The organism is Pseudonocardia sp. DxW, from assembly GCF_058448985.1.
This window is the reverse complement of the sequence record NZ_JBZFLK010000033.1, coordinates 22,135-46,453: the sequence shown is the minus strand read 5'-3', so window position 1 is coordinate 46,453 and position 24,319 is coordinate 22,135. Positions and strand designations below refer to the sequence as shown.

General features: G+C 72.9%; 25 protein-coding genes and 1 pseudogene. 22 read left to right on the top strand and 4 right to left on the bottom strand.

Annotation, left to right across the window (positions count from 1 at the left end):
* Window positions 1-98: 98 nt before the first annotated feature.
* Complete coding sequence (locus ACVJO7_RS31320; protein ID WP_491675946.1) at window positions 99-596, top strand: ATP-binding protein; 498 nt, start codon at window positions 99-101, stop codon at window positions 594-596.
* A gap of 111 nt (window positions 597-707) precedes the next feature.
* Here the strand turns inward: ACVJO7_RS31320 and ACVJO7_RS31315 are convergent, their stop codons facing one another.
* Window positions 708-998: a transposase gene (locus tag ACVJO7_RS31315; protein WP_210036866.1), complete on the bottom strand. Its 291-nt coding sequence runs from the start codon at window positions 996-998 to the stop codon at window positions 708-710.
* A gap of 80 nt (window positions 999-1,078) precedes the next feature.
* On the opposite strand from ACVJO7_RS31315, the gene ACVJO7_RS31310 reads away from it, so the two are divergent.
* The 7 genes from ACVJO7_RS31310 to ACVJO7_RS31280 all read left to right on the top strand — a co-directional run bounded on the left by ACVJO7_RS31310 (window position 1,079) and on the right by ACVJO7_RS31280 (window position 6,650).
* A complete protein-coding gene (locus ACVJO7_RS31310; RefSeq protein WP_210036863.1) occupies window positions 1,079-1,345 on the top strand; it encodes a metal-sensitive transcriptional regulator in 267 nt (88 codons plus the stop codon).
* A 123-nt stretch (window positions 1,346-1,468) separates the two neighbouring features.
* Window positions 1,469-2,875, top strand: a complete 1,407-nt coding sequence (locus tag ACVJO7_RS31305) for an MBL fold metallo-hydrolase (protein ID WP_210036862.1) — start codon at window positions 1,469-1,471, stop codon at window positions 2,873-2,875.
* A gap of 128 nt (window positions 2,876-3,003) precedes the next feature.
* Window positions 3,004-3,660, top strand: coding sequence for a rhodanese-like domain-containing protein (locus tag ACVJO7_RS31300; RefSeq protein WP_210036861.1), 657 nt, complete (start codon window positions 3,004-3,006; stop codon window positions 3,658-3,660).
* The gene (locus tag ACVJO7_RS31295) at window positions 3,657-4,439 is read left to right on the top strand and encodes a sulfite exporter TauE/SafE family protein (protein ID WP_210036860.1); all 783 of its coding nucleotides are present in this window, start codon (window positions 3,657-3,659) and stop codon (window positions 4,437-4,439) included. Before ACVJO7_RS31300 ends, ACVJO7_RS31295 begins: the two co-directional genes overlap by 4 nt.
* 58 nt (window positions 4,440-4,497) lie before the next feature.
* Window positions 4,498-4,821, top strand: coding sequence for a rhodanese-like domain-containing protein (locus ACVJO7_RS31290; RefSeq protein ID WP_210036859.1), 324 nt, complete (start codon window positions 4,498-4,500; stop codon window positions 4,819-4,821).
* A gap of 84 nt (window positions 4,822-4,905) precedes the next feature.
* Window positions 4,906-5,175 carry an SHOCT domain-containing protein gene (locus ACVJO7_RS31285; RefSeq protein ID WP_210036858.1) on the top strand — a complete coding sequence of 90 codons (270 nt, stop codon included), beginning with the start codon at window positions 4,906-4,908 and terminating at the stop codon, window positions 5,173-5,175.
* Entirely contained in the window at window positions 5,172-6,650 is a 1,479-nt protein-coding gene (locus ACVJO7_RS31280) for a multicopper oxidase family protein (RefSeq protein WP_210036857.1), read from the top strand. The genes ACVJO7_RS31285 and ACVJO7_RS31280 overlap by 4 nt, the downstream gene beginning before the upstream one ends.
* Before the next feature lie 249 nt (window positions 6,651-6,899).
* Here ACVJO7_RS31280 and ACVJO7_RS31275 read toward each other — a convergent pair whose 3' ends face one another.
* A complete protein-coding gene (locus ACVJO7_RS31275; protein ID WP_210036856.1) occupies window positions 6,900-7,100 on the bottom strand; it encodes a hypothetical protein in 201 nt (66 codons plus the stop codon).
* Window positions 7,101-7,301: 201 nt separating this feature from the next.
* Between ACVJO7_RS31275 and ACVJO7_RS31270 the strand changes: the two genes are divergently transcribed.
* The 7 genes and pseudogenes from ACVJO7_RS31270 to ACVJO7_RS31240 all read left to right on the top strand — a co-directional run bounded on the left by ACVJO7_RS31270 (window position 7,302) and on the right by ACVJO7_RS31240 (window position 13,803).
* The gene (locus tag ACVJO7_RS31270) at window positions 7,302-7,886 is read left to right on the top strand and encodes a recombinase family protein (protein ID WP_210036855.1); all 585 of its coding nucleotides are present in this window, start codon (window positions 7,302-7,304) and stop codon (window positions 7,884-7,886) included.
* Window positions 7,883-9,400, top strand: a complete 1,518-nt coding sequence (locus ACVJO7_RS31265) for a TnsB C-terminal domain-containing protein (RefSeq protein ID WP_210036854.1) — start codon at window positions 7,883-7,885, stop codon at window positions 9,398-9,400. The genes ACVJO7_RS31270 and ACVJO7_RS31265 overlap by 4 nt, the downstream gene beginning before the upstream one ends.
* 2 nt (window positions 9,401-9,402) lie before the next feature.
* The gene (locus ACVJO7_RS31260; RefSeq protein WP_210036853.1) at window positions 9,403-10,293 is read left to right on the top strand and encodes an AAA family ATPase; all 891 of its coding nucleotides are present in this window, start codon (window positions 9,403-9,405) and stop codon (window positions 10,291-10,293) included.
* Between the two features lie 124 nt (window positions 10,294-10,417).
* A complete protein-coding gene (locus ACVJO7_RS31255; protein WP_491675945.1) occupies window positions 10,418-11,002 on the top strand; it encodes a recombinase family protein in 585 nt (194 codons plus the stop codon).
* A gap of 140 nt (window positions 11,003-11,142) precedes the next feature.
* Window positions 11,143-13,098, top strand: coding sequence for a S9 family peptidase (locus tag ACVJO7_RS31250; protein WP_491675944.1), 1,956 nt, complete (start codon window positions 11,143-11,145; stop codon window positions 13,096-13,098).
* A pseudogene (locus ACVJO7_RS31245) lies at window positions 13,095-13,424 on the top strand (glutamine amidotransferase-related protein); the annotation flags it as partial. The gene ACVJO7_RS31250 and the pseudogene ACVJO7_RS31245, both read left to right, overlap by 4 nt.
* A gap of 196 nt (window positions 13,425-13,620) precedes the next feature.
* Window positions 13,621-13,803 (top strand): hypothetical protein, encoded by a 183-nt coding sequence (locus tag ACVJO7_RS31240; RefSeq protein WP_491675950.1) that lies wholly within the window; start codon window positions 13,621-13,623, stop codon window positions 13,801-13,803.
* On the opposite strand, the gene ACVJO7_RS31235 is transcribed toward ACVJO7_RS31240, so the two are convergent.
* Complete coding sequence (locus ACVJO7_RS31235) at window positions 13,790-14,572, bottom strand: hypothetical protein (protein ID WP_491675949.1); 783 nt, start codon at window positions 14,570-14,572, stop codon at window positions 13,790-13,792. The two genes, ACVJO7_RS31240 and ACVJO7_RS31235, sit on opposite strands and share 14 nt — an antisense overlap.
* A 102-nt stretch (window positions 14,573-14,674) precedes the next feature.
* On the opposite strand from ACVJO7_RS31235, the gene ACVJO7_RS31230 reads away from it, so the two are divergent.
* Window positions 14,675-15,394, top strand: coding sequence for an Rv1476 family membrane protein (locus ACVJO7_RS31230; RefSeq protein ID WP_491675943.1), 720 nt, complete (start codon window positions 14,675-14,677; stop codon window positions 15,392-15,394).
* Between the two features lie 180 nt (window positions 15,395-15,574).
* On the opposite strand, the gene ACVJO7_RS31225 is transcribed toward ACVJO7_RS31230, so the two are convergent.
* Window positions 15,575-17,077: a PucR family transcriptional regulator gene (locus tag ACVJO7_RS31225; RefSeq protein ID WP_491675942.1), complete on the bottom strand. Its 1,503-nt coding sequence runs from the start codon at window positions 17,075-17,077 to the stop codon at window positions 15,575-15,577.
* Window positions 17,078-17,213: 136 nt separating this feature from the next.
* On the opposite strand from ACVJO7_RS31225, the gene ACVJO7_RS31220 reads away from it, so the two are divergent.
* The 6 genes from ACVJO7_RS31220 (at window position 17,214) to ACVJO7_RS31195 (ending at window position 24,282) form a co-directional block, all read left to right on the top strand.
* Window positions 17,214-18,074 (top strand): FAD binding domain-containing protein, encoded by an 861-nt coding sequence (locus tag ACVJO7_RS31220; protein WP_358488706.1) that lies wholly within the window; start codon window positions 17,214-17,216, stop codon window positions 18,072-18,074.
* Window positions 18,071-18,559: a (2Fe-2S)-binding protein gene (locus ACVJO7_RS31215; protein ID WP_491675941.1), complete on the top strand. Its 489-nt coding sequence runs from the start codon at window positions 18,071-18,073 to the stop codon at window positions 18,557-18,559. Before ACVJO7_RS31220 ends, ACVJO7_RS31215 begins: the two co-directional genes overlap by 4 nt.
* Complete coding sequence (locus ACVJO7_RS31210) at window positions 18,556-20,907, top strand: xanthine dehydrogenase family protein molybdopterin-binding subunit (protein ID WP_491675940.1); 2,352 nt, start codon at window positions 18,556-18,558, stop codon at window positions 20,905-20,907. The genes ACVJO7_RS31215 and ACVJO7_RS31210 overlap by 4 nt, the downstream gene beginning before the upstream one ends.
* A complete protein-coding gene (locus tag ACVJO7_RS31205; protein WP_491675939.1) occupies window positions 20,904-22,322 on the top strand; it encodes an amidohydrolase family protein in 1,419 nt (472 codons plus the stop codon). The genes ACVJO7_RS31210 and ACVJO7_RS31205 overlap by 4 nt, the downstream gene beginning before the upstream one ends.
* Window positions 22,323-22,375: 53 nt before the next feature.
* Complete coding sequence (locus tag ACVJO7_RS31200; RefSeq protein ID WP_491675938.1) at window positions 22,376-22,540, top strand: hypothetical protein; 165 nt, start codon at window positions 22,376-22,378, stop codon at window positions 22,538-22,540.
* A gap of 542 nt (window positions 22,541-23,082) precedes the next feature.
* Complete coding sequence (locus ACVJO7_RS31195) at window positions 23,083-24,282, top strand: tyrosine-type recombinase/integrase (protein WP_491675937.1); 1,200 nt, start codon at window positions 23,083-23,085, stop codon at window positions 24,280-24,282.
* The last annotated feature ends 37 nt before the right edge of the window (window positions 24,283-24,319 follow it).

Sequence of the window (24,319 nt, the reverse complement as noted above, 5' to 3'; positions counted from 1 at the left end):
CCGCCGCAACGCCCTCGGCTTCCGCAACCTGATCAACTACCGCATCAGATCGCTGCTGCACTGCGGAGCCCTTGCACTCTAGATCCGGAAGAGCCGGATTGGATCGTCACGTTCTTGCTCAGCTGGGCACGTGCTCGTTCATCGAGCGTCAGCAGAACGTGGTCTTCCAAGGCTTCACCGGTTCCGGAAAGTCCTATCTGGGCTGCGCGCTGGCGAAGCAGGCCTGTCAGCATCGGATTCGAGCTCATTACATTCGTATGCCGGATCTTGAAGAGGCGTGGGCGCAGGCGTTGGACAAGCCGCAGGGCACGACGAAGTTCCTTCGCAAGTACGCGGCCTTCACTCTTCTGGTCATCGATGAGTGGTTGCTCGATCATCCGGATGAGTCGATGCGCAGCATGCTGCCGGAGTTGCTCGAGCGTCGCTACGACAGCACGTCGACGGTGTTCTGTACCCAGTACGCGAAGAAGGATTGGCATCAACGACTCGGGTCCGGGGTCCATGCTGATGCGATCATGGACCGCATCGTGCACAACACCATCTGGGTCGATACCGGCACCCACAATATGCGCGAACAAGCGCTACTGAACCAGTAGGAAGGCTGTCGGCGGGGGCCGGTGGCCCCCACCGACACCACCCCTGGTCCCCGAGGGCAATATCGCTGGTCCCGGGAGGCGATATCGAGTGGCCTTCAAGCCTTCAAATACTCATCCCGGCAGGTTCGCCTGGGAGAGGTAGGCCGCGGCACGGCGGAGGACCTCGTTCTCCTGCTCGAGCAGCCGGATCCGCTTGCGCGCATCGCGCAGCTCGACCGAGTCCTCCCGGGTCTTGCCGGGCCTGTTGCCGTCCTCGACGTCGGCTTGACGCATCCAGTTCGTCAGGCACGACTCGGATATTCCGAAGTCACGCGCGATCTGGGAGAGCTTCTGGCCAGGTTCGCGGTTCCTCGCGACGCGGACGACGTCGTCACGGAACTCCTGGGGGTAGGGAGCAGGCATGATGCACATCCTTCCCTGCAACGCTCCTCAGCGCCGCAGATCATGTGACGCCTACCCGCGCATCAGTCCCGGAGACGGCGATGCAGGTTCAGGTCAGTGAGTTGAGCGAAGTGGTGAGTCGCCTGCGCCGCGTGGAGGGCCAGATCAGCGGGATCATCCGCATGATCGAGGACGGGCGTGAGTGCAAGGACGTGGTCACCCAGCTCGCCGCTGCCGCCCGGGCACTGGACAAGGCCGGCTTCAAAATCATCGCGACCGGTCTGCGGCACTGCATGACCGAGAACGACGAGGGAGTGCGGGCGGTCGACGTGGCCGAGATGGAACGACTGTTCCTGTCCCTGGCCTGACGGGGCCGATCCGCGGCGGTTCGAGGGACCGGCGTCGGAAGTAGGGCACGCCATCGCCGACTACTGACCAAGCACGACGATCGAGCAAACGGTAGGAGATACCCTACCGGGTAGGGAACTATGATGATCGACATTCAGACGATCGCGACGTCCGGGCTGGGTGATCGCAGCTACCTGGTAACCGACGGCGAGGTGGCGGTGGTGATCGACCCGCAGCGCGATATCGACCGGGTTCTGGATCTGGCCGCTGATCTGGGTGTGCGGGTCGCCCTGGTCGCCGAGACCCATATCCACAACGACTATGTGACCGGGGGGCTCGACCTCGCGCAGCGCACCGGTGCGGCGTACCTGGTCAACGCCGCGGACGAGGTCGGATTCGACCGCACACCGATCGCCGACGGCGACGAGGTCACGGCCGGGTCGATGCGTCTGCGGGCGATCGCGACACCCGGGCACACCCACCATCACCTGTCCTACGCCCTGCTCGACACCTCCACCGGCGAGGCCCCCGGTGGAGCTGTGGTGGCGGTGTTCACCGGTGGGTCGATGCTCTACGGCACCACCGGGCGAACCGACCTCGTGTCGCCGGCGGACACCGTCGAGCTGAGCCACGCCCAGTTCCACTCGGTGCGTCGGCTGGTCGACCAGCTGCCCGCCGAGGCCGCGGTCTACCCGACCCACGGGTTCGGCAGCTTCTGCGCCAGCACCCCGGCCAGCGGCGCCGATGGCTCCACCGTCGGCCAGGAGGCCAGCACCAACCCCGCGCTGACCCAGGACGAGCAGGACTACGTCGACGCGTTGATCGCCGGGCTGGGGGCGTTTCCGACCTACTACGCCCGCATGGGGCCGGCGAACGCCGCCGGCCCCGCCCCGGTCGACCTGTCGGCCCCGGAGCCGGTCGATCCTGCTGAGCTGCGGCGCCGCCTCGAGGCCGGGCAGTGGGTGGTCGACCTGCGCGGACGCACCGCGTTCGCCGCTGGGCACCTGCCCGGCTCGCTGGGATACGAGCTCTCGACACCGTTTGTCACCTACTTCGGGTGGACGTTCGACTTCGACGCCGAGGTGACCCTGATCGGCGACGATGCGCGGCAGGTCGCCGACGCCCAGCGTGAACTGGTCCGCATCGGCATCGACCGCTTCGCCGGCGCCGCCACCGGCCCGATCGAGTCCCTCACGGCCGGACAGGGCCTGCGCTCCTACCCGGTCTCTGACTTCACCGGCCTGGCTGCGGCCCGAGCGCAGCGCGGCCAGGACGGGCCCTTCGTCGTCGATGCCCGCCGCGACGAGGAGCGCGCCGCCGGTGGGGTGGCGGGTTCGGTGCACATCGCGCTGCACGAGCTGCCCGCCCGCCGCGACGAGGTCCCCGACGGCGAGGTCTGGGTCTACTGCGGCTCGGGCTACCGCGCCTCGATCGCCGCCTCGATGCTCGACCGCCCCGGCCGTGACGTCGTCCTGATCAACGACGACTGGCCCCGGGCCGCCGACGCCGGGCTGGCCATGACCGACGAGCCTGCCACCACCGGCAGCTGACCCGCGCTCGCCAGCGACCCCCATCGCGGTGCTGCCCACCCGCGATGCGGCGGTGCAGCACCGCGCACACCCAGGCGAATCCGCTCGGGCAACGAGCGAGACGTCGATCGAGAGAGGACCTTCCCCGCATGACCGCGACCCCCGCCCCCGAGCTCGCGACCTCTGAACTCGAGATCCCGGAGGTCGGGCGCGCCGTCGATGCCCGCGTTGTCGTCGCCTGGCAGAGGGCGCACGACGGCGACGAAAGCGGCGCGCCGATGGTCGTCGACGTCCGCAGCGCCGCCGAGTACGAGGCCACGCACGTCCGCGGCTCCTACCACGTGCCGCTGGCCACGCTGGCCGAGCACACCAGCGACCTCGCCACCCACCTCGAAGGCCCCGTGGTCCTGGTGTGCCAGTCCGGTGTGCGCGCCGAGCAGGCCCGCCACCACCTCGCCGCGGTCGGGCTGGACCGCGCCCACGTCCTCGACGGGGGCCTGCCCGCCTACACCGCCGCCGGTGGTGACGTCGTCGTCGGCGCCAGGGTCTGGGCGCTGGAGCGCCAGGTCCGCCTGGTCGCCGGTGTCCTCGTGCTCGCCGGGCTCACCGCGGGTCGGTACCTCACTCCGAAGGGTCGGCTGGTGGCCGGCGGGATCGGCGCCGGTCTGACGTTCTCCGCGCTGTCGGACACGTGCGCGATGGGCGCCGCTCTAGCGCGGCTGCCGATCAACCGCGGCGTCACCGAACCGGGCGCCGCCGACACCCTCGCCACCCTGCGCGCCGGACCGCGGGGGCGAGCGCGGTGAGCGTCCTCGCGGCAGGGTTCGGGCTGGTCATCGGCGCCCTGCTCGGCCTCGTGGGCGGCGGGGGCGGCATCCTCGCCGTCCCCGCCCTGGTCTACGGGCTCGGGCTGCCGCTGGCCGAAGCAGTCCCGGCATCGCTGGTGGTGATCGGGCTGGCCTCCGCCGTCGCGGTCGCCCCCAGGGCACTCCGCGAGGTCAACTGGCGCCTCGCCGCGGTTATCGGTGTCGCCGGTGTCCCCACCGCGATCGCCGGAGCCGTGGTCAATCACCTGTTCGATCAGCGCTGGCTGATGCTGGCCTTCGCCGCGATCATGGTCGCCGCTGGGCTGCGGATGCTGCGCGGCACCGACGAGGCCGGCGGGGTGTGCGAGCTACCCGGCGGCGGCGTCGCCTGGCGACGCTGCCTGCCGCGCGCGGTCGCGGTCGGCCTGCTGGTCGGGTTCCTCACCGGCCTGCTCGGCGTCGGTGGCGGGTTCCTGCTCGTTCCCGCCCTGATCGTCGCCCTGGGCCTGCGGACCCCGACCGCGGTCGCGACCTCGCTGGTCGTCATCGTCGCCAACTCCGCGGCCGGGTTGCTGCCCTACCTCGGAGCGAGCGCGGCGGGCATGAACTGGTCGGTCATCATTCCGTTCGCCGGCGCGGCGATCGTGGCCTCGCTCCCGGCGGGCCGGCTCGCCCGACGACTCACCGCAGCCACCCTGCGGCGCGGGTTCGCCGTGCTGGTGCTCCTGGTCGCCGCCGGTGTCACCGCCCAGACCGTGACGGCGCTACTCACCACCTGACCGCTCGACCGACCCGACCGCTCGACCGACCCGACCGATGATCGAAGGAGAACGAACCATGGCTATCCGCGAGACCTCCGTCGACGAGTTCGCCGCCGCCCGCGACGCGGGCGAGGTGACCCTGATCGACGTCCGCAACCCCGACGAGTACGCCGAGGGCCACATCCCCGGCGCCCACCTCGTCCCGCTGCCCGAGCTCGCCCACCGGATCGGCGAGATCCCCACCGGCGCCACGGTGCACGTGGTCTGCCAGTCCGGAGGTCGCAGCGCCCAAGCCGCCGAACTGCTCACCCAGACCGGCATCGATGCCGTCTCCGTCGCCGGCGGCACCCAGGGCTGGATCACCTCGGGCCGCACCACCGAGACGGCCCCAAATAGGTAAGAAGACACCGCGGGCGCCGGTGACGAACGGGTACGCGGCGAGAGCCACACGTCCACAGGCATACACCTGCAGGAGGGCAGAACCATGATGGGAAACTCGATGATGGGCTGGGCCTGGATCTGGCCGGTCCTGGTACTGATCGGGATCGTGCTGCTGGGCTATGTCGCGGTGCGGCTCACCCAGAACCGCCGCAGCCTCGACCAGGCGGCGGGTCCGCGCCGCGAGTCCCCGCCTGCGCAGGCAGCCTCGTCGGCCGATGCCTCGTCCTCGGCCAGGAGCATTCTCGACGAGCGATTCGCCCGCGGTGAGATCGACGACGAGGAGTACCGGCGGCGCCGCGCGGAGCTGGCATGACCCCGGCTCCGATCAGCCGCCGCCGCGCGATCATCCTCGGTGGGCTCGGTGCGGCCAGCCTCGCCGCCGGCGGCACCGGCTGGATCGCTGCTGGCCCCGGTGTCGGGACGAGTCGGCTTGAGCCCGCCGACACTGGAGCCGAACTGCATCAGCCGCCTGTCCTGGACAGCCGCGACGGTCGGCTGCAGGTCGAACTCACCGCCGCTGCAGGCGCGCGGCTGGGCGGCGTCGACACCCAGGCGCTGGGTTTCAACGGCACCTCGCCCGGACCGACGCTACGGGTCCGGGCCGGGGACGAACTCGAGGTGCGCCTGACCAACCGGCTCGATAAGCCCACCAATCTGCACACCCACGGGCTGCGGGTGTCCCCGCAGGCCAACAGCGACAACCCGTTCCTGCGCATCGATCCGGGCACCTCGTTCGACTACCGCTACCGGATACCGCCCGATCATCCCGCGGGGACGTTCTGGTATCACCCGCATCACCACGGCATGGTGGCCGATCAAGTCTTCGGCGGGCTCGCCGGCGCGCTGCTGGTCGACCCGCCACTTGGGAACGGCCCGGACCTGCCCGTAGTCGAGGACCGGGTGCTGCTGGTCACCGACACCACTCTCGACGCCGACGGCCACCTCCTCGAGGCCAGCGCGATGGACCGGGCGATGGGCCGCCAGGGCGAGCTGGTGCTGGTCAACGGCCAGCACCAACCCACCATCCCCGCCGCTCCCGGGGCGACGCAGCGCTGGCGGATCATCAACGGCTGTGTCTCCCGTGTGCTACCGATCCGCCTCGACGGGCACGACCTGATCCAGGTCGCCCACGACGGCACCTTCTTGCCCGCGCCGGCAACGAAGGACCGCGTGCTGCTCGCCCCGGGTAACCGGGCCGACGTGATCGTGCGCCCCACCGGAACCGGCCGTTACCCGCTGATCGCCGACGCCGTCGACCGCGGCGGCATGGAGGGGATGATGGGCGGTAACATCGCCGCCAGCGGGCCGGTCACCCTGGCCACCCTGGTCACCGACGGGCCGTCGGTCACCGCCCCTCCGCTGCCGGCCACCCTGCCCGCTGAGAAGACCGGCGGAGGACCCACGACCGCGCGACGACAGATCACCTTCCAGATGGGCATGAGCGGCAGCGGGATGGGCGGGATGGCCTTCACCATCGACGGCCGCACCTTCGACCCCGCCCGCGACGACCAGACCGTGCAACTCGGTACCACCGAGGAGTGGACGATCAACAACCCCAGCCCACTCGCACACCCATTCCACCTGCACGTCTGGCCGTTCACCGTGCTCGCCACCAGCGACGGCGCCCGGCCGGTCGGGGTGCCCCAAGACGTCGTGCTCGTCCCGGCCCGCGGCTGGGCCCGGCTGCGGATCCCGTTCACCGAACATGACGGGCGCAGCGTGTACCACTGCCACATCCTCGACCACGAAGACGCCGGGATGATGGCCACCATCAACGTCCGGGGCTAGCTCGAACAGCACCACCGGCGCGCGCCCGCTGAAGCTCACGTCTCTAAGAACTCTAGTTTCGCGAACGGACCCGGCAACCCGGGATCATGTCGTAATCGGTCTTGATCTGACACGCCCCGGTCGCTGTGCTCGTGAGCAGCGTTTCCGCAGGTCTCTGGTTCTCAGTACCCGTCCAACTCGCAGCGGGTCGCGGCCGGGTCGCCGCCCGCGGTGTCGCGACGCTACTCGTCCATGCCGAGGGTGATCGCCCTATTGGTGGCCGAGCTGGCGCAGGACCTCGGCCAGTTGGCCGCTGAGCTCGTCGAGCCGGCGGTCGAGCTTCATGTCCAGGGCGCTGACTTTCTCGTCGAGGCTGTCGACCTTCCGGTCGACGCCCTCGACCAGTTCGTAGAGCGAGTCGATGTCGCCACGCTGTTGGCGTACCTGGCGCTCCACCTCGGGCTGGGACACCCGTAGGACGGTAGCTGATCGCTGAGCTTCGGGGGTGCGGGCGTGCCGTCCGGCGACCCTACGGGTCCAGGTGTCGCTGTCGGGTAAGGATCGTTCGCGAGACACTCCACGAGCTGCCGCGTTCTCGCAGGACACTGCTGTAACGGAACCCGTGTCCGCGGCTACGTCACGTCCTCAGGGGTTCGCGATACGGTTCGAGGCATGCGGATCGGCTACGGACGAGTGTCCACCCGTGACCAACACCTCGAGGCCCAGCACGATGCGCTCACCGCGGCCGGCTGCGAGGAGATCTTCGTCGACAAGGCCTCCGGCACGCTGGCCCGCCGACCCGAGCTGGACAAGGCGCTGCTGACCGCCGGCCGCGCAGGCGACCAGCTGGTCATCACCAAGCTGGACCGGCTCGGCCGCTCCCTCGAGCACCTGATCGGGTTGTCCAAGCAGCTGCAGGCCAAGCAGGTCGACCTGGTGGTGCTCGACCAGGGCATCGACACCTCCACCCCGGTCGGGCGGATGTTCTTCCAGATCCTCGGCGCGATCGCCGAGTTCGAGCACGCCCTGATGTCCGAACGCACCATCGACGGCCTGGCCGCGGCTCGGGCGCGCGGGCGCACCGGCGGGCAGAAGCCGAAACTCGGACCCCGCCAGGTCGCCCTGGCCCGCCAGATGTACGAGGAGACCGGCGCCGACAGCAAACGCCGCTACACCGTCGCCCAGATCGCCGCCGAGTTCGGGGTCACCCGCCCCACCATCTACCGGCACCTGAGTAAGCCGGCGGCCGCGTCGTGACCGGCGACGAGACGACGACGGTGGAGGCCACCCCGACCGGATCGGCGCTGACCGCCTCGACGATGACGGAGGCGCAGCGCGAGCTGGCCATGGCTCGGTTCGCGGTGCTGCGCCCGCACCTGGACGACGGCGTCGCGCTCACCGCGGCGGCCCGGCACGCCGGGGTTCCGGTGCGCACCGCGCAGCGGTGGCTGGCCCGCTACCGCGAGGCCGGGCTGGCCGGGCTGGCGCGGCGGTCGCGCGTGGACCGGGGCCGCCGCAGGGTGCCCGAGCAGCTGGTCACCCTGATCGAGGGGATGGCGCTGCGCATTCCGCGCCCGAGCGCGGCCACCATCCACCGCACCATCCGGGCGATGGCCGGCGAACACGGCTGGCCGGTGCCGTCCTATGCCACGGTGTACGCGATCGTCGCCGACCTCGATCCGGCGCTGACCACGCTGGCCCACGAGGGCGCCAAGCGCTACGAGGAGGTGTTCGACCTGGTCGGGCGCCGCGAGGCCGGCGCGCCGAACGAGATCTGGCAGGCCGACCACACCGAGCTCGACATCTGGGTGATCGCCCCGTCCGGCACGCCGGCCCGGCCCTGGCTGACGGTGATCGAGGACGACCACTCCCGCGCCGCGGCCGGCTACGCGGTCAGCCTGGAAGCGCCGAGCTCGCTGAACACCGCGCTGGCGCTGCGCCAGGCGATCTGGCGCAAGCCCGATCCCGGCTGGCCGGTCTGCGGCATCCCCGCCGTGTTCTACACCGACCACGGCAGCGACTTCACCTCCCGGCACCTCGAAGCCGTCGCCGCGGACTTGCACGTCCAGCTGGTGTTCTCCCTGCCCGGCAAACCCCGCGGCCGCGGCAAGATCGAGAGACTGTTCAACACGATCAACCAGATGTGCCTGCAGCCGCTACCCGGCTACGCCCCACGCGGGGTACCCGACCGAGCCGGACGCGCCCAACTCACCCTGGCCGAGCTCGACGCCGCGATCGGTGCCTTCCTCACCGGCGACTACCACCACCGCGTGCACAGCGAGACCCGCCAGAGCCCGAACGAGCGGTGGACCGCCGGCGGGTTCCTGCCCCGGATGCCCGACTCGCTCGAACAGCTCGACCTCCTGCTGCTCACCGTCGCCAAGCCGCGCAAGATCCACCCCGACGGAGTGCGCTTCCACGGCCTGCGCTACCTCGACCCGACCCTGGCCGCCTACGTCGGCGAGCAGGTCGTCATCCGCTACGACCCGCGCGACCTCGCCGAGATCCGCATCTTCCACGACGAACAGTTCCTGTGCCGGGCGATCTGCCCGGAACTGGCAGGGCGCTGCGTTGCCTTGAAAGACCTCACCGCCGCGCGCAACGCCCGCCGCCGCGAGGTCCGGCAAGGCCTGCGCAACCGCGCCAGCGTCGTCGACCAGCTCGTGGCCGTGCACCGACCCGGCCACGACCACCCCGCAGCGGGCACCGCGGCCGCACCCGACGACGAGCCCGTCCCGGCCCGACGGCTCAAGCTCTACCGAGAGGACTGACCGTGACCAGCACCGAGGCATCTCAGTCGGGCGCCCACGCCGAGGCCGACGATGACCGGCCGGCGTCACCGGTCGCATCCGCGACGCCGGCCGAGACCGCGTCGGAGTTCGTCGTCACCAAGCAGCACCGCCGGTTCACCGAGTTCTGCGACGCGGTCCGCCGCGACCGCTACATCGGCCTCTGTCACGGGGCGCCCGGCGTCGGCAAGACCCTCTCCGCCCGCCACTACAGCTGCTGGGACACCGTCGGCGCCGCCATCCGGAGCTACCGCCTCTACGAAGGCGTCGCGCCCGCGGCCGCGATCGAGGCCCGCACGATCTTCTACACCCCGACCGTGCACAACACACCGCGCACCATCGACAAGGACCTCAGCTGGCTGCACACCCGATTCAGCTGGGCGGTCGAAACTGCGCTGCACTCCGACCGCCGCCCACCCGACCTGATCCAACGCAACGGTCCCTACGCCGAGCTCCTGATCGTCGACGAGGCCGACCGGCTCAAGACCCCAGGACTGGAGGCCCTGCGCGACCACCACGACCGCACCGGGATCGGGCTGGTCCTGATCGGCATGCCCGGCATCGAACGCCGCCTCGCCCGCTACCCCCAGCTCTACAGCCGCGTCGGCTTCCTCCACCACTACCAGCCACTCTCAGCCGACGAGCACACCTTCGTGCTCACCCGCCGCTGGCCCGACCTCGCCCTCGACGACGCCGAGGACTACACCACCAGCGAGGCGCGCGCGGCGATCATCCGCACCACCGGCGGGAACTTCCGGCTCACCACCCGCCTGATGGCCCAGGTCCACCGCATCATGGAGATCAACCAACTCAGCACCGTCACCGCCGAGGTCGTCGACACCGCCCGCGAGTCCCTGGTCATCGGCGTCCTCTAACGCCACCCACCACTGAAGAAGCAACGCCAACAAGCGCTCACGATCACAAAGCAGGACGGGGTGTCCCGTAAGACCCGCCCGCGAAAATGCCCGGTGAACCCCAGCTATGCGGGACACTCCGGACATGAGCGAGATGCTGGTCGGCTACGCCCGCTGCTCCACCGACGGCCAGGACCTCACCGTCCAGCGCGATGCCCTCGCCGCTCTCGGCGTGACGCCCGAGCGGACATACGTCGATCACGGGCTGACCGGGACCAACCGCGCTCGCCCCGGCCTGCGCGAGGCCCTTGCCGCCTGCCGAGCCGGCGACACACTCGTAGTGACCAAGCTCGACCGCTTGGCCCGCTCGGTGCCCGACGCGCGCGCCATCGCCGACGAGCTCACCGCCAAGCAGGTGAAGCTCTCGATTGGTGGGGCGGTGCATGACCCGACCGATCCGGTCGGCAAGTTGCTGTTCACGGCGCTGTCGATGGTGGCCGAGTTCGAGGCGGACCTCGCGCGGATGAGGACTCGGGAGGGCATGAAGGCCGCGAAGGCGAAGGGGCGGCTGCGCGGCAAGCAGCCCAAGCTGACCCCGCGGCAGGAAGCTCACCTCGTTGAGCTCCATCGGGCCGGGAAGCACACCAGCGCCGAGCTCGCCGAGCTGTTCGTCGTTGCGCGCTCGACCGTCTACCGTGCCGTCGCCCGAGCCCGCGCTAACGCGTTCTGATCCCTTAGCGCGCCAACTTCATGGCCCCCGCTGCCGTTGGTTTCGCACCGGATGGACCAGCTACCCCGACTTGACTGTGCCGTCGCGGCCGGGTGTCGGATGGGGTGCGACGGACAGCGCAGAGCGGACGGAGCGAACGCATGACCGACACCCAGGGCAGTTTGCCGCCCCTGATCGACATCGAGGACTTCTTCGCCGATCCGGAGTTCGCCGTGCCGACGATCTCCCCGGACGGCACCCGGATCGCCTACCTGGCCCCGGCGCACGGCCGGCGCAACGTCTGGGTGCGCGGGATCGACGAGACCCACGACGACGCCGTCTGCGTGACGCACGACAGCCGGCGAGGGATCACCACATACCACTGGACCGACGACCCGCGCTGGCTGCTCTACCTGCAGGACACCGACGGCAACGAGGACTGGCACCTGCACCGCGTCGATCTCGACGCCCCGGACGAGCCCGCGGTCGACCTGACCCCGCTGGCCCCCGGTTCACGGGTGGCCGGCGTGGACCCGCTGCCCGCGGTGCCCGGCAGCGTGCTGGTCGTCATGAACGAGCGCCCGCTGTACTTCGACATGTTCCGGATCGACGTCGCGACCGGCGCGACGACCCTGCTCCACGAGCAGGACGATCCGGCCGCGACCCTGCACCTCGACGACCGGGGTGAGCCCGTCTTCCACACCACGCTGGCGGACGACGGCACGCTCGAGGTGTCGGCGTGGGACGCGGCGACCGGGCAGAAGCGGTTGCTGCACCGCATGGGTGGAGCGCAGCACCCGATGGGCATCCAGCCACAGCAGGTCACCGCGGACGGGAAGGGTCTGCTCGTCGGTTCCTACCAGGACTCCGACGACCTGCGCCTGGTCCGGATCGACCGGGAGACCGGAGAGGAGAGCGTCGTCGCCGCCGTGCCGGGCCGCAGCCTCGACATCACCGGACTGATGATGCCCGGTGTCCTTCCGCCGGCCGTGTACACGCGCCGCCGCACGGGCGAGGTCCTCGCGGCCCGGTTCGTCGGTGACCGCCCGCACGTCGAGATCGTCGACCCCGACTTCGCCGAGGTGTACGCCGCGCTGTCCACGCTGTCCGACGGCGTGCTCGGCACGGTCTCCTCCGACGACGCCGGTCGCCGCTGGATCGCCACCTTCGTGCACGACCGCGATCCCGGCGTGGCCTGGCTCTACGACCACGCCACCGGGGAGAGCCGCGAGCTGTTCCGGCCCTACCCGCAGCTCGATCCGGCGGCGCTGGCCCCGATGACGCCGGTCGCCTTCCCGGCCCGCGACGGCCTGCCGCTGCACGGTTTCCTCACGCTGCCGGTCGGGATCGAACCGCGCGGGCTGCCGCTGGTGCTGCAGGTGCACGGTGGCCCCTGGTTCAACGACGTCTGGGGCTACAACTCGACCGCCCAGTTCCTCGCCAACCGGGGCCTGGCCGTCCTGCAGGTCAACTTCCGCGGCTCCACCGGCTACGGGCGCCGGCACGTCACCGCCGCCATCGGCGAGTTCGCCGGGGCCATGCACGACGACCTGATCGACGCCGTCGACTGGGCGGTCGAGCAGGGCTACGCCGATCCGGCGCGGATCGGCATCCACGGCGGCTCCTACGGCGGTTACGCCGCGCTCGTCGGAGTCACCGTCACACCCGGCCGCTTCGCCGCGGCGGTGGACTACGTCGGCATCTCCGACCTGGCGAACTTCATGCGGACGCTGCCGCCGTTCACCCGCGCGTTCACCGTGAACAACTGGTTCCGCTACGTCGGTGACCCGGACGACCCGGCCCAGGAGGCCGACATGCTGGCCCGCTCCCCCATCACGATGGTCGACCGGATCCGCACCCCGCTGCTGGTCGCGCAGGGCGCCAACGACGCCCGCGTGGTGCAGGCCGAGTCGGACAACATCGTCGCGTCGCTGCGGGAACGCGGCGTGCCCGTCGAGTACCTGCTCGCCGACGACGAGGGCCACGGCTTCGAGAACCCGGAGAACCGGACCCGGCTCTTCCGCGCGATGGAGCGGCACTTCGCCGAGCACCTCGGCGCCCGCAGCGCCGACCGGCCGGACCAGCCGCCGGCGCGGCAGGAGGTGGGACCACGGTGACCCGCGCGGCACTGGTGATCGGGCACGACCACGTCGCCGGGCTCGGGCTGCTCGGCCCGGTGCTCGCCACGCACGGGTACCGGCCGGAGTGGTTCACGGTCGTCCCGGCCGACCGGTACACCACCCCGGACGTCGACGTCACGTTCCCCGACCCGCGGTCCCGGGATCTCGTGGTGACCCTCGGCGCACCGTGGCCGCGGGACCGGATCCGCGGCTGGGCGGCGGCCGAGACCCGTTTCCTGCGGCACGCGCACGACGCCCGGGTGCCGGTACTGGCGATCTGCTTCGGCGCCCAGCTGCTCGCCGAGGCACTCGGCGGCCACACCCCGTCCGCTGGGCCGGACCCGGATCGGCTGGCAGCCCGTCCGGGCGCTCCGCGACGGCGTCCCGGCGGGCCCGTGGTTCCGGTGGAACGCCGAGCAGCTCGTACCGCCGCCCGGCGCGACCATCCTGGCCGACGGCGACGACGGCTGCGCGGGTTTCCGGCTCGGTCGCAGCGCCGGGCTGCAGTTCCATCCCGAGATGGATCCCGCGCTGCTCGACCGGTGGGCGACCCTCGGCGTCCCGGACGGCCTCGATCTCGCCTGGCTGCGAGCCGACACCGCGCGCCACCACGACCGGTCCGCGGCGGCCGTCGCGGACCTGGTCGCCGCGACCGGCGTGCTGGATCCCGCGCCGCCGGGCGGACCGGTCAGGACCCGCTGATCTCGACCGGCACCGCCCCGGCCGGGCGCGGCTCCTCGCCGCGCCGCAGCGCCTCGGCGACCTCGTCCCGGACCCGGCCGCTCTCCGCCCAGCCGGTGACCTCCCAAGCGTGGATCAGCGGCGCCGCCCGGTTCTCCCGGGCCTCCACCACCCACGGCCGACCGGTCATCGCCCGCCAGGCGATCAGCACCCCGATCAGCAGGAACTGCAGGCCGAGCAGGATCCCGGGGATCACCACGAAGATCGCCAGGAACAGCGCGGCCCCGATCGCCGCCGCGATCAGCACCCACCACAGGACCTTGACCAGCATCGCGCCGGCGCCGCCGGCCCCGGCCATCAGCGCGCCTGCACCGCCTGCGGCCCCGCCGCCACCGCCGCCCCGGTTGCCGCCACCGCTGCCGCCCCGGTTGCCGCTGCCGATCCCACCGCGGTTGCCGCCGCCGGAGGAGCCGCCGGAGCCCGAGCCGCCCCAGCCACCACCCCAGCCACCGGTCGGGACGATGATCGGCGTCGAGCGGCGGCGGCGTGGCCGGTGCCAGTGGCTGTCCACGTCGCGGTACCGCGCGGGCGGCTCGCGGCGGACCGTGTGGTCCGGCGCGGGCCGGTCGCGCGTCACCCGTGGACGGTCCGATCCGGATCCCTCCGCCGCGGACGACCCGGCAGCACCGGTCGGCGGCTCGAAGTACCGGTCACCGCCGCCCATCCCGAACCGGAACCCGCGGTAGCGCGGCGGACCGAGCAGGAACTTGCGCCCGACCACCCACTTCATGCCGTCAGGCGCACTGACGTACCGTTCCCGCACCCGCTCCCCCTCCGCTCACGAACCCGTCATGAGGACCACATGATGCCTGGTCGGACACCGTTGCACGGCGTGCTGTCCCTGCAGCCGCAGGACGCCGACGCGATCCTCGACGATCTCGCCGACAACGGGGTGGCGGCCCCCGGCGACCAGGGCGGGCTCGCCGCGGTCGTGCAGTCCGCCGCCGCGGACCACGATCTCGCGCTGTCCGTGGTCGTGGTCCCGCAGGCGGACAGCCAGGCGGAGCTGGTCCAGCTGGCCCAGACCGTCCGGTCCGAGCGCGGCGGGACCGTCCTGGTGCTCAGCCCGGAGTACACCGCGGCCGCCAGCGACAGTTACAACGACGTCGACGCCTACATCGACGGCCTGCCCGGCAGCGACGTCGCCGCGGCCGAGCAGTTCGTCGGCGAGCTCACCGATCCCGGCCCGCCGTGGCTGGGCATCGGGATCGTCGCGGTGCTGCTGGTCGCCCTCGTCGCGGGCGGCGGGCGGTGGTGGGAGCTGCGGCGCAGGCGCCGCCGGGACGCCGCCGCGCTCGCCGCGGAGGGTGAGCGGCTGCGCGCGGAGGTCGCCGAGATGGCCGACGAGATGCTGTCCATCGAGTCCCGCACCGCCCTGCTCGAGGACGCCGGGCTGGGCACCGAGTACAGCACCGTCGCCGTCGAGTACCGGGACGTGGTGCACCAGGTGGAACGCGATCCGCGCGACCGCCGGGCGGCGAACGCGCTCGCCACCCGGGTGCGCGCGCTGCACGACCGGGTGCAGGCACTGGACCTCGCGACCCGCCCCTGACCGACGCGGCTCGGAACGGCATACGCGGCGCCACCCGACACGGCGCCCACCCGACCCAGCACCACCCGACCCAGCACCACCCGACACAGCGCCGACCGACACAGCGCCGACCGACCGGACCTCACCGACCCGGCGCGACCGACCCGGCGCCGACCGGTCCGGCTCCGGATCCTCCGGCGCTCACCCGGCCCCGACACCCAGCTCGTGCAGCGCGAGCGCCAGCACCAGCGCGGTGTGCCGCTCCGCGGCGTGCACGTCGCCCACCAGCCTGGTGATCCGGTCGAGCCGGGCGTGCAGCGTCTGGCGCCGGATGCCCAGGCCGTCCGCCGCCCGGACCTTCGACGACGCGTGCGCGAGGTAGCAGCGCAGCGTCCCCACCAGGTCCGAGCCGGTCTCCCGGTCGTGCGCCACCAGCGGCCCGATCTCCTCCTCGACCAGGCGCGCCGCGAGCGGCTCCGATCCCAGACCGGTCAGCAGGGCGGGGGCGGTCAGCCGGGCGGCGGACAGCACCCGCTCGGTCAGCCCGAGGACGTCAGCGAGGTCGACGGCCTGCCGGGCCCTGGCCAGCGACTGCCCGGCCAGGTCCAGCCGGGGCACCACCGGGCCCGCCACCACCCGCACCGATCCGGCCGACGCCGGATCGGCGACCTCCACCGCGGCGAGAACCGCCCGGGCCGCGGCGGTGGCCGCGGACGTCCGCGCGACGACGACCACACCGTCGCCGCTCGCGGCGACCAGCGCCGTCCCCGCGGCGAGCGTCCCGCCCGCCGCGCGGGCGGCCGTCACCGGATCGGCGCCGCGCAGGGCCAGGCAGGTGTAGCGGGCCTGCACCGGGAACGACAGCCCGAGCATCCGGGCCCGGCCGACCAGCTCGCCCGGGCCGTCGAAGTCGCCGGCCAGCAGGTCCTCGACGAGCAGCCTGCGCCGGTCGTCGAGATCGCCGGACGCCGCCGAGCGCAGCAGGGCCAGCTCCAGTGCCTCGGCGCCGAAGGTGCACGCGGCGACCACGGCCGGATCGTCGGCGCGGGCCGGCGCGAGCACCGACAGGTGCCCCCAGTGCCGGTCCAGCAGCACGATGTCGCGGCGTGCGGCCGGCCGACCGCGGCGCCGGTCGCCCGCCGGGAGCCCGGCCGAGGCGACCAGCGCACCCTCCCCCGTCGTCAGCACGACCGGCGCCCCGGTCAGCCCGGCGAGCACCGCCGCCAGCTCCTGCGGTCCCGCACCGCCGAGCAGCGCGTCGGTCAGCTGCTCGCGCACGTCCCGGTCCCGGCGCACCCCGGCCCGCTCCCGCTCCAGCAGCGCGCGCTGGACCTGCTCGGTGACCTCGACGAACGGGACGATCTCGCGGAGCACCAGCAGCGGCAGCCCGTGCCTGCGGGCCGCGTCGACCATCGCCGCGGTCGGCTCCGGGTAGGTCCAGCCCACCTCCAGCGCCAGTGCCGCGGCCCCGCGCTCGGCCAGCTCGGTGACGTAGGCGGTCTCGCCGACCGGACCGCGCCCGGCCACGCCGAGCCCGGTCGTCAGCAGCAGCTCACCGCCCTTGAGCAGCAGCGCGGCCTCGGCGAGCTCGCTGGTGTGCACCCAGCGGACCGGCCGGTCCAGCCAGTCGGCGCCGACGACCACCTCCGGCGCGGCCCGCGCGACGGCGTCGAGCTCGAGCACCTCCCGCAGGGTCAACGTCATCCGCCGAGCGCACCACCGGCCGGACGTCCTGTCCAGTCACCATCGCCGCAACATGACGTTACGACCGTGGTGCATGCCGGGCTCCCGGTCCCAGGATGGGCACCGAACGTCGAGCAGGACCCGATCGGAGCCCGCGATGAAACCACCACACTTCGAGTACCGGCGGCCCAGCACCGTCCCCGAGGCGCTCGCCGACCTGGCCGCCCCCGGGGCCCGGGTGCTGGCCGGCGGGCAGAGCCTGCTGCCGCTGCTCAACCAGCGGCTGGTCGACGTCGGGCGGCTGGTGGACGTCAACCGGATCACCGGGCTGGACCGGCTGACCGTCGACGACGACCGGCTGCACGTCGGCGCGACGGTCCGGCAGGCCACCGCGCTGCGCTCCCCCGTCGTCGCGGCCGCCGCCCCGCTGCTGGTCGCGGCGCTCGCCCGCACCGGGCACCCGCAGGTGCGCAGCCGCGGCACCGTTCTCGGGTCGCTGTGCCATCACGACCCGGCCGCCGAGCTGCCCGCCGTGGCGCTCGCCCTGGACGCCGGGATCGTGGTCGCCGACGGGCCGACCGTCCCGGCCGCGGAGTTCTTCGGCGCGGCCTTCGAGACCGCCGTCCCGGCCGGCGGACTGGCGGTCGCCGTGACCTTCCCGGTCGCCCCGCCCGGCACCCGGGCCGGGTTCGCCGAGATCGGCCGCAAGGCCAAGGACCTGCCGCTGGTCGCGGTGGGGGCGCAGATCACCGTCGCGGACGGCCGGATCGTCGCGGCCCGGGTGGCCGCGACCGGCCTCGCCGCGCACCCGCAGCGGATGACCGCCACCGAGCAGGCACTGCTCGGCAACCCGGCCGACGGGCCGGCGATCGCGGCCGCCGCCCGCGCCGCCACCGGGGAGATCGATCCCGACCTCACGCTCCGGGCGAGCGCCGGATACCGCAGGCGGGTGCTGCCCGCCGTGGTGCGGCGCGCCCTGGACGACGCGCTGCCCACCGCCGGGGCGGTGGCGGCATGAGCGAGCTCCTGCCGGTCGTGCTCACCGTCAACGGGGTCCCGCACACCGCCGCCGTCCCGCCGCGGCTGCTGCTCGCCGACCTCCTGCGCGAGCACCTCGGCCTCACCGGCACCCATCTCGGCTGCGGCCACGGCACCTGCGGGTCCTGCACCGTGGTGCTCGACGGCGAGCCGGTCCGCTCCTGCCTGATGCTCGCCGTCCAGGCCGACGGCAGCTCGGTCACCACCGTCGAGGGCGTCGCGGGCGACGGTCCGATCACGCCGGTCCAGCAGGCCATCAACGACAACCACGGCATGCAGTGCGGCTTCTGCACCCCCGGCGTCGTGTGCTCGCTGACCGCCCTGTTCGACGCCGATCCGGCACCGTCCGACGAGGCGATCACCGACACCCTCGACGGCCACCTCTGCCGGTGCACCGGCTACCAGAACATCGTGAAGGCGGCCCGCCAGGCGGCCGGCCGCCCCGTCCCGGAGGTCGCCCCGTGACCGTCACCCCCACCGGTGCACGCCCGGCCTACGTCGGCGGGTCCGTCAAGCGGCGCGAGGACCCGCGGCTGCTCCGCGGCCGCGGCCGCTACGTCGCCGACATCCGCCCCGCAGGCACCGTGCACATGGCGATCGTCCGCTCCCCGCACGCGCACGCCCGGATCGTCGGCGTCGACGCCTCGCGCGCGTTGGCGACTCCGGGCGTGCTCGCGGTGCTGACCTGGGACGACATCGCCGACCAGGCCGGTCCGATCCCGTGCATCGACCTGTACCCGGACTCGCTGCCGACCCTGCAGACCGCGCTCGCCGACGGCGTCGTGCGCTACGTCGGCCAGCCGGTCGCCGCGCTCGTCGCGACCGACGAGTACCTCGCCGAGGACGCACTGGACGGCGTCGAGGTGACCTACGAGCCGCTGCCCGCCGTCGTCGATCTCGACGAGGCCGTCGCCGGGCACACCCTGCTCTATCCCGAGCACGGCACCAACGTGGTCACCACTATCGCCCAGGACGTCGGCGGCGACGCCGCCGTCGACGCCGCCTTCGCCGCGGCCGACCACGTCTACACCGAGACGTTCACGGTGCACCGCTACGTCCCCGCGCCGATGGAGACCCGCGGCGTCGTCGCCGAGATCGACCCGGTCACCGAGCGGCTCACGCTCATCACCTCCACCCAGTTCCCGCACCTGGTCCGCGGCTTCCTGTCCGGGGTGCTCGGGCTGCCGGAGAGCCGGATCCGGGTGATCGCCCCGGACGTCGGCGGCGGCTTCGGCGCCAAGTGCGAGTTCTACTGCGAGGAGATCCTGGCGCCGCTGTTCGCGATGCGGCTGCGCCGCCCGGTCAAGTGGATCGAGGACCGGCGCGAGCACATGGTCGCCAGCTCGCACGCCCGCGAGCAGAAGCACACCGTGCGGGTCGCGGTGTCCGCGGACGGCACCGTCACCGCCGTCGACGCCCGGTCGTGGACCAGTAACGGCGCCGCCTGCTGCACGCTCGCCACCACCCCGGCGTCGATCAGCTCGGCGATGCTGCGCGGCCCCTACCGGATCCCGGTCTACCGGGCCCGGGCGCACTGCGTGACGACCAACAAGACCCCGCTGGCCGTCTACCGCGGCGCCGGTCACCCGCAGGCGGTGCTGGTGATGGAACGGATAATGGACATCATCGCGGCCGACCTGGGCCGGGACCGGGTCGAGCTGCGGCTGCAGAACATGATCACCCCGGCCGAGCTGCCGAACGACCGCGGCACCGCGATCGTGCTGGCCGGGCAGGTCGTGTACGACACCGGCGACTACGGCGCGGTGCTGCGCCGGGCCGCCGGGATGATCGGGCTGACCCCGGACTGGGCGGCCGAGCAGCAGCGCGAACGCGCACGCGGCCGGTACCTCGGGATCGGCGTGGCCTCGCTGGTCGAGGAGACCGCGATCGGCCCCTACGAGTCCGCGGTCGTCCGGGTCGACGGTGCCGGGAAGGTCACCGTGCTGACCGGGTCCAGCCCGCACGGGCAGGGGCACGTGACGACGTTCAGCCAGCTGGTCGCCGACGAGCTCGACATCGACCTGGAGGACGTCACGGTGCTGCACGGCGACACCGACGTCGTCGCCGAGGGGGTCGGCACGTTCGCCTCCCGGTCCGCCGCGATCGGCGGGGCCGCCGCCCGGTCGGCCGCCGCCACCGTCAAGGAGAAGGCGCTCACCCTGGCGTCGCACCTGCTGGAGATCGACCCGGCGGACCTGGAGTGGCGCGACGGCGCCGCCGTCGTCCGCGGGGCGTCCCGGTCGATGTCGCTGGCCGAGCTGGCCGGTGCCGCGACCGCGTGGAACGCGCCGCTGCCCGGCGGTCTGGACTGGAACCTGGAGGCCACCCACCGCCACCAGGCGCCCGGCATCGCGTTCTCGCACGCCACGCACGCGGCGAAGGTCGCGGTCGACGTCACGACCGGCGAGATCGACGTGCTCGACTACGTCGTCGTGCACGACTGCGGCACCGTGATCAACCCGAGCATCGTCGAGGGCCAGGTGCACGGCGGTGTCGTGCAGGGCCTGGGCGGGACGCTGTTCGAGGAGGTGCCCTACGCCGCGGACGGCACCCCGCTGGCCCGCAACCTGGCCGACTACCTGCTGCCGACGGTCAGCGACGTGCCGGTGATCCGGACCGACTCCGCCGAGTCGCCGACCCCGCTGAACCCCTACGGCATGAAGGGCGCCGGCGAGGGCGGTACCACCGGGGCCCCCGGCGCGCTGGTCAACGCGCTGGCCGACGCGCTGGCGCCGTTCGGTGCGCATCTCACCTCGGACGGTCCGTGGACACCGGACCGGGTGCTCGCGCTGATCCCGGAGGAGCAGGCGTGAGCGTCACCGTGCTCACCGGGGGGACGGTCGTCCCGGTGGACCCGCAGCGCCGGGTGCTCACCGAGGGCGCGGTCGCGTTCGCCGGGCCCGGCCCCGGGCCGGCGGACGGCACGATCCTGGCGGTCGGCCCACCGGCCGAGGTGCTGGCCGCGCACCCGGACGCCGAGGTCGTCGACTGCCGCGGGTCGCTCGTCCTGCCCGGGTTCGTCAACACCCACACCCACCTGTTCCAGACGCTGCTCAAGGGCCTGGGTGACGACCGGGTGCTGTCCGACTGGTTCACCGCGATGACCGGGCCGTCCGCGGTCGCGCTGAGCGAGGACGACGTGTACGTCGGTGCGCTGCACGGCTGCACCGAGGCGCTGACCACCGGGACGACCACGCTGCTCGACTTCATGTACGTCCATCCCCGGCCGGGGCTGGCGGACGCGGTGGCGCACGCGATGTCCGACACCGGTATCCGCGGGATCGTCGGACGCGGCTACACCACGACCGGCGCCGACGTCGGGGTGCCGCCGGAGCTGATCGAGCCGCTCGACCTCGCGCTGGCCGACGCGGAACGGCTGATCGGGACCTGGAACCGGCCGGGCGGGCGGGTACGTGCCGGGCTGGCACCGTGCATGAGCTGGACGGTCGACGCCGCGACGCTGCGGGAGACCCGTGCGCTCGCCGACCGCACCGGCGCGCTGGTCACGATGCACCTCGCCGAGTCACCGTTCGATGTGGACGAGTCGCAACGGCGCTTCGGCATGCGGGACGTCCCGTTCGCCGCCGAGACCGGCCTGCTCGGTCCCGACCTGCTGGCGGCCCACTGCGTGCAGTGCGACGACACCGACCTGGACCTGCTCGCCGCCACCGGTACCGCGGTGTCGCACAACCCGTGCTCGAACCTCTACCTCGGCTCGGGTTTCGCGCCGGTGCCTGCGATGCAGCGACGGGGCATCACGGTCGGGCTCGCCTCGGACGGACCGGCGTCGAGCTCGAACCACTCGATGCTGCAGGCGATCAAGTTCGCGGCGCTGCTGCACAAGGGGGTGCACCGCGACCCGGAGATCATGACGGCGGAGAAGTCGCTGGAGATGGCGACCGTCGACGGGGCCGCCGCGCTCGGGATGGCCGATCGGATCGGCTCGCTCGAACCCGGGAAGCGGGCCGACATCATCGTGCTGGACATGTCGAACCTCTGCGTCACACCGGTGCACACCGCGGTGTCGGCGCTGGTCTACAGCCAGCGCGGCGACGAGGTGGACCGGGTCTACGTCGACGGGGAGCCGGTCGTCGACGGCGGGCGTCCGGTGCGGGTCGACACCCGCACGGTCCGGGAGCGGGCGGCCGCGGCGGCCGCCGGGCTGGCGGAGCGGGCGGGTACGGCCCGGTTCGCCTCGCGGCCGTGGCGCTCGGTCGTCACCCGCTGACGCCGGCCCCGACCGGGCCCCGTCGCCGACCTCGGCGGTCTCGCGCAGCACCGGTGGGAAGCGCCCTCGTCGTGCCGGGGGCGGCCGGGAACCGACCGTCGCGATCCGGGTTCACCGCCACCGCCGCGGACCTGTCGGTCGGGTCCGGCGCCGAGATCACCGGGACCGCGCTGTCCGTGCTGCTGGTCCTGTCCGGCAGGGAAACCGCTCGGGGGTGAGCTCACCGGGCACGGTCTCGTGTCGCTGAACCCGCCGCCGGAGCGGTCGCACGTCCGCGACTTCTGCGGGTTCGACGAGAATCACGGTGCGACACTGTCGCGTCCCAGGTGACCTGACACCCGTTCGGTGTACGTTCCCCCGGCAGTCGCCGCTCGCCCGTTGGGCAGCCTCGACGGGTGCGGACACACCCGCCGAGGTTCCTGCGACTGCCGACCTCAGGAGTCGACATGCACCAGAGTACCGCGAGAAGAACAGCGGAGCCCCCTGTCGGAGTGGCACAACGTCGCCGTCGAGTGGACGCCGGAGCACATCAGGGGCTTCATCGACGGCAAGGAGTGGTTCCGCTTCTCCGGCGGTTCCGGTCCGGGCAGACAGAACATCCAGGACATGCCGTCCGGCGCGCTGAAGATCCAGCTCGACGGGTTCCACGGCGCCGGCCGTACCGGCCGGCGCCGCTCGAGGTCGACCGGGTCCGCACCTACGCGATGGACGGGTGAGTCGGTCCCGACCCGGGCACGGACATCGGGCACGATCGGCGGTGATGAGCGATCCCGCCGCACTCGTGCTCGCCGCGCTCGGCCGGCCCACCGACCCGCCGCTGCCGGGGCCGCACGCGGGGCCCGACGCCGACTGGCCGGGCGTCGACGACCCGGCCGCGCTGCGCGCGCTCGTCGCCCGCTGGCTGGCCGGGTACGGCACCGCCCAGACCCGGCGCACCTACGCCTACGCGCTCGGCCTGCCGCCCGGTTGGGCCGACGCCGTCACCGGTGCGGGACCGCGTACGCCGGCCCGTCCCGGCCCGACCGCTCCCCCGCCGGCCCGCCGCGGGCGACTGCACCACCTGGCGTTCTTCCGGTGGTGCGCCGGTCACGCGCTGGACCCGCGGGCGGCGACGGCGGCACACGTCACCACCTGGTTGCACGCGCTCGACGCGGCGGGCGCCGGGAAGCGCACCAGGGCAAGGATGCTGTCGACCGTCTCGTCGCTCTACGCGTTCCTCGCCGAGGACGGCGTCGTCGACGGCAACCCGGCAGCGCTGCACCGGGGACGGCTCGGGCTGGCCGGCAGCTCACGGGAGCCCTCGCCGACGATCCGGCTCACCGCCGTCCAGGTGCGTGCGCTGTGGGTGGCCGCGGCGGAGCTGCCGAACCGCACCCGGCACCGTGAGTTCTACGCGGCCCGCGCGGTCGCCTTCGTCGCGCTGCTGAGCCTCGGCCTGCGCATCTCGGAGGTCACCGGGCTGGACCGCGACGACCTGGTCGTCAGCGGCGGCGAGCGGGTGCTGCGGGTCAGCGGGAAGGGGGGCGGCGTCCGTGAGGTGTTCCCCGGCGACGCCTGCGTGGCGGCGCTCACCGGGTTCCTGGCGCTGCGTGACGGGGAGCTGCTCCCCGTCCGTGGCGCCGGCGCGGCCCGTTCACCAATGCTGGCGACCCGCGCCGGCGGGCGGTGCTCGCGTCACGACCTGTACACGCTCCTGCGCCGGATCGCGCGGCACGGCGGCCCCGACCTCGCCGAGATCGCCGACCGGGTGCACCCGCACGCGCTCCGCCACGCCTACGTGACGCTCGCCCTGGAGGCGGGGGCGGCGATCCAGCACGTCCAGGCCGACGTCGGGCACGCCAGCATCGCCACCACCCGGCATTACGACCGCTCGCTCCGCACGCGGTCGGCGAGCGCGGCCGACCTGGTGTCCGGGCTGGTCACCGGGCAGTCTCGGGGGACGGGGACGGCCGGGGACTGAGGGTAGCGGCGCCCGCCCCCCGGCGGGCGCCGCTCCG

Bases quoted from the DNA above. Each gene is read 5' to 3' on its own strand.
- ACVJO7_RS31315 (WP_210036866.1), bottom strand. From the start codon at position 998: ATGCCTGCTCCCTACCCCCAGGAGTTCCGTGACGACGTCGTCCGCGTC.
- ACVJO7_RS31310 (WP_210036863.1), top strand. From the start codon at position 1,079: ATGCAGGTTCAGGTCAGTGAGTTGAGCGAAGTGGTGAGTCGCCTGCGC.
- ACVJO7_RS31305 (WP_210036862.1), top strand. From the start codon at position 1,469: ATGATCGACATTCAGACGATCGCGACGTCCGGGCTGGGTGATCGCAGC.
- ACVJO7_RS31300 (WP_210036861.1), top strand. From the start codon at position 3,004: ATGACCGCGACCCCCGCCCCCGAGCTCGCGACCTCTGAACTCGAGATC.
- ACVJO7_RS31290 (WP_210036859.1), top strand. From the start codon at position 4,498: ATGGCTATCCGCGAGACCTCCGTCGACGAGTTCGCCGCCGCCCGCGAC.
- ACVJO7_RS31285 (WP_210036858.1), top strand. From the start codon at position 4,906: ATGATGGGAAACTCGATGATGGGCTGGGCCTGGATCTGGCCGGTCCTG.
- ACVJO7_RS31280 (WP_210036857.1), top strand. From the start codon at position 5,172: ATGACCCCGGCTCCGATCAGCCGCCGCCGCGCGATCATCCTCGGTGGG.
- ACVJO7_RS31270 (WP_210036855.1), top strand. From the start codon at position 7,302: ATGCGGATCGGCTACGGACGAGTGTCCACCCGTGACCAACACCTCGAG.
- ACVJO7_RS31255 (WP_491675945.1), top strand. From the start codon at position 10,418: ATGAGCGAGATGCTGGTCGGCTACGCCCGCTGCTCCACCGACGGCCAG.
- ACVJO7_RS31250 (WP_491675944.1), top strand. From the start codon at position 11,143: ATGACCGACACCCAGGGCAGTTTGCCGCCCCTGATCGACATCGAGGAC.
- ACVJO7_RS31240 (WP_491675950.1), top strand. From the start codon at position 13,621: ATGGATCCCGCGCTGCTCGACCGGTGGGCGACCCTCGGCGTCCCGGAC.
- ACVJO7_RS31235 (WP_491675949.1), bottom strand. From the start codon at position 14,572: ATGAAGTGGGTGGTCGGGCGCAAGTTCCTGCTCGGTCCGCCGCGCTAC.
- ACVJO7_RS31225 (WP_491675942.1), bottom strand. From the start codon at position 17,077: ATGACGTTGACCCTGCGGGAGGTGCTCGAGCTCGACGCCGTCGCGCGG.
- ACVJO7_RS31220 (WP_358488706.1), top strand. From the start codon at position 17,214: ATGAAACCACCACACTTCGAGTACCGGCGGCCCAGCACCGTCCCCGAG.
- ACVJO7_RS31215 (WP_491675941.1), top strand. From the start codon at position 18,071: ATGAGCGAGCTCCTGCCGGTCGTGCTCACCGTCAACGGGGTCCCGCAC.
- ACVJO7_RS31195 (WP_491675937.1), top strand. From the start codon at position 23,083: ATGAGCGATCCCGCCGCACTCGTGCTCGCCGCGCTCGGCCGGCCCACC.